The following is a 3,332-nucleotide window of genomic DNA, read 5'->3' as shown; positions in this document are numbered from 1 at the left end:
GCTGTCCGAACTGTTTTGGCCAACTGCGGCGCATTACCAAAGCTGAACCGCTGGAGACTGATTAGGCCAATCACACAGTCATCCAGCCAAGCACGCAAATAGCCTCACTTATAAATGCGCACAATGTTGACCAGCATTATGTAGAAAAGCCGCCCGGTAAAATGCAGTTTTGATGACCGGGCGGCTCTTTTATATAATCTGTATTGTGCGAATTCTCATGGTTACTATATGACTGACTTATCAAAGCTTTGTAGAAAATATCATTTAAAATTCAGTATTTATTCCAATAGTGACGAGTGGGATAATGGAGACTATAGCTTGGTATTTCTCTGTGAGTTTTCTATGCCAAATCCTTATAGGAAAGGGCACTATAAGGCTTATTTGAATGATGACTCGTTGATTCATTACACATTTGATGATGAAGTAGATTCTGAGGTGGCACATTTCCCTAAATTTAAAATCACTTCATTCGATCTGTTCGTTAAAGCAGTGGCTTCAATATTGGATAAAAATGAAATTACTGACGATGATTGGGATTATTAAGGGCTTGCCCTTAATGCCAGACGCTCTTGAAAAAGGACGGGGCGCCGTCCTTCTTTCCTCCTGCTAAGCCATCTTTAGCTGGCACATCCTGTCAGCCATCCATCGGCCAGATGGTCGCAGACAAAAGACACTCACAGCACCGCGCAGCGGTTCGGGTTCTAGTGACACCCGAACTTTACCGCAACAACCTGCGGTTATATTCATCATTTCGGTAGGTCGAGAGAGGGAGAGGGAGGCAAGCGAAGCCGCCCCCTCGACCGAGGGCTTTTAGGTTTGGGTTCGTGTTACACCCAAACTAAGTCCGGACTTCCGGACTTTCCTCGTCATTTTCATCAAGCATATCTGCTGTTTTACCATCCAAAAATGTGCCTCCAAAGATCGTTGGTCTTTCGGTCATTTTTGTCATGTGTAAGGCCATACAGTATTTGTCTATGACCCTGATTATTATTCTTTTATCTTCTTCTGGAATTTGCTTTAGTCGTTCCAATGCAATAGCTAGAACTGAGTTTATGTTGGATTTCTTAGTGTCTGCTAACAATGCATCTGCGGAACATTCTAAAGCGTTTATCAGTGAATAGATGGTACTTAGTTTAGGATCTGTTTCGTCCCGCTCAATCTTTGATATCTGCCCAAGTTGAATTTTACACTTACTTGCTAGGTCGCCCTGAGTCCAACCTTTATCACGCCGCAAACGCTTTAAGTTTTCGCCTATAGACATAAATAATCCCTCATAATTATCTTGCAGCATGAATTCTAACCCTATATATTTTTGCTCCAGTGATAATTGATTCTATAGAATGAATTAAATTTACTCTATAGAGCTATTGACAGGGTTTTGGTCACTTTGTTTTTCATCGATCGTTTATGCATACAACAAGACTATCCAGAGGGCAATTTGCCTCTGGTCGGTCGGCATGTCATTGAACGTATCGATTTGGAAACTGGGGAGTCATTACCGCCATCGGTAGACCAAAAAATCCTTGAAGGGTCGTTCAGTACCAAGCTTACCATCCGTTGTGACGGGCAACGGTACAGGGTAGAAGGTAATCCGTCACGCTGGCAGCGCCCGGATAACCTCTTTGGCCTGCAAACATTGGATGAATGTGTTGGTGTTTATAACCACGTACTTAACACCTTAAACCTGCCACCGTTCACCAAAAATACCCGAATTTATTACCGTCAGTCCCCCGATGGCAAAAAAGCACGACTGGTTGGCAATGGCGCAGAAATCACGGTCATCGACTGGACGGTAAATCATCAGGTCGGGCAGGGCAACGAACTGGCATTTATCCGTGGGATGTCAGGGATGAATATCGGTCGTGGTTGTGCTCCAAAACTTTATCCAGATGGCAATACCTGCAACTGGCGCGAAAAGTCTAACTGGATAATGACCAAGCTCTACAACAAAGCAGCAGAACTACGTAAACACTTAAAAAAGGAGAGCAAAACCGTAACAGAAAATCAAGATACTAGACTGGAATATATTGAAAATTTAATTACTTACTGCGAATCACAGGGCGTTGTACGCGAAGAACACAGCATCAGACAGGCCTTTCTAAAACGTCACAATCTGCAATTTTATGGCGCTGTCACTGAATCAGACTTCTATCCGCACCTGCACTACATCGAGAACGCTATGAAGACAATCCAGATCTCTCATGATGAACACCAGACCATTGCTGATTTACTGCTTGAAAAAGGCATAGTTAATAGTCGCCAAGCGGCTAATGCCACCCAAAATTACGCCATGATTTGGCAGCACGGCGAAAATTTAAAAAATCGTCTTTCACGTAGCCAATTTTACGAACATAAAGCCCGCCTAAAGGCCATCGGTATCGATATTGGTCAGCAATTCGACGTTACCCGCATGTGCCCAACGCTTCGCCGCTCAGAAGTTATCCAAGTCAGTCCATTAGCGGTGCCTGACTGGTATCAACTGCCCAAGGTCGCTCAATCCAATATTTTACCGTTTAAAGCCTTTGCTTAAGGAGTCCCCATGCTTGGAATACTTGAAATCGAAATTTTTCCAGAAAACGTTAATACCAGTTCACGCACTTTGCCAAGCAAGGATGGCAAACCGGGACGCACAATGTATGAACAGACGGCTTATGCAAATCTTGGCGGTAAGTTCCCGGTCGAAATGACACTACAGCTCGACAGTGCAGCACCATTTGCGGCGGGCAAATACACCATAGATCCGTCCAGTTTTATTGTGAATAACTTTGGCAGTCTGGAACTGAAGCGCTATGGCATGAAAATCGTGCCTATCAATCGCAAGGAGCACACCGCATGAAAACCGATATGACAATCGCAGAATCTGTTTACGTATCACTGAAAGCAATGGAACGCGCCGTTCAGGCATTTGCCGATTTGGCTGATGACTGGTGTGAAGACGATCCGAAACAGGCCCTGGTGCAATTGCTGTCAGAGAACCTGACACAGCAACTGCAATCCCATCAACAAGCGGTTTATGGTGCGTTGTCCAGCATCGAGCCGGCTGTCGCTGCTTAAGGAGTTGCTATGCTTGACTTGTCAAACCTGCGGCCAGTGCGTTACAAAGGCGGTATCAGCTTCGTGGAACGCAAAGACGCACCGACACATCAATGTACCCGGTGTTATAAACCGTGGTGGCCTGAGAACTTGCGGCCAGTGTTCAGTGAGAGCTGTCCGAACTGTTTTGGCCAACTGCGGCGCATTACCAAAGCTGAACCGCTGGAGACTGATTAGGCCAATCACACAGTCATCCAGCCAAGCACGCAAATAGCCTCACTTATAAATGCGCACAATGT

6 protein-coding genes are annotated in these 3,332 nt (G+C 45.1%); 5 read left to right on the top strand and 1 reads right to left on the bottom strand.

Translation table 11 applies throughout. The features are described 5' to 3' along the window. Positions 1-228 precede the first annotated feature (228 nt). Positions 229-543 carry a hypothetical protein gene (locus tag J3L11_RS18605; protein ID WP_207571959.1) on the top strand — a complete coding sequence of 105 codons (315 nt, stop codon included), beginning with the start codon at positions 229-231 and terminating at the stop codon, positions 541-543. Positions 544-838: 295 nt separating this feature from the next. Here the strand turns inward: J3L11_RS18605 and J3L11_RS18600 are convergent, their stop codons facing one another. After that, positions 839-1,291 carry a helix-turn-helix transcriptional regulator gene (locus J3L11_RS18600; RefSeq protein WP_207571958.1) on the bottom strand — a complete coding sequence of 151 codons (453 nt, stop codon included), beginning with the start codon at positions 1,289-1,291 and terminating at the stop codon, positions 839-841. 96 nt (positions 1,292-1,387) lie between these two features. On the opposite strand from J3L11_RS18600, the gene J3L11_RS18595 reads away from it, so the two are divergent. Genes J3L11_RS18595 through J3L11_RS18580 form a run of 4 tightly spaced genes read left to right on the top strand, consistent with a single transcriptional unit; the run spans position 1,388 to position 3,270 of the window. After that, positions 1,388-2,530, top strand: coding sequence for a phage/plasmid replication protein, II/X family (locus J3L11_RS18595; protein WP_207571957.1), 1,143 nt, complete (start codon positions 1,388-1,390; stop codon positions 2,528-2,530). Positions 2,531-2,539: 9 nt separating this feature from the next. After that, entirely contained in the window at positions 2,540-2,836 is a 297-nt protein-coding gene (locus tag J3L11_RS18590; RefSeq protein WP_242695341.1) for a G5P family DNA-binding protein, read from the top strand. Continuing rightward, positions 2,833-3,054, top strand: a complete 222-nt coding sequence (locus J3L11_RS18585; RefSeq protein WP_207571956.1) for a hypothetical protein — start codon at positions 2,833-2,835, stop codon at positions 3,052-3,054. Before J3L11_RS18590 ends, J3L11_RS18585 begins: the two co-directional genes overlap by 4 nt. A gap of 9 nt (positions 3,055-3,063) precedes the next feature. Then, positions 3,064-3,270 carry a hypothetical protein gene (locus J3L11_RS18580; RefSeq protein WP_207571955.1) on the top strand — a complete coding sequence of 69 codons (207 nt, stop codon included), beginning with the start codon at positions 3,064-3,066 and terminating at the stop codon, positions 3,268-3,270. Positions 3,271-3,332 lie beyond the last annotated feature (62 nt).

The sequence above is a fragment of the Shewanella sp. 4t3-1-2LB genome (assembly GCF_017368415.1).
GTDB lineage: Bacteria > Pseudomonadota > Gammaproteobacteria > Enterobacterales > Shewanellaceae > Shewanella > Shewanella fodinae.
Note: the sequence above shows the minus strand (reverse complement) of the source record. Positions and strands in the feature narration are given on the sequence as shown.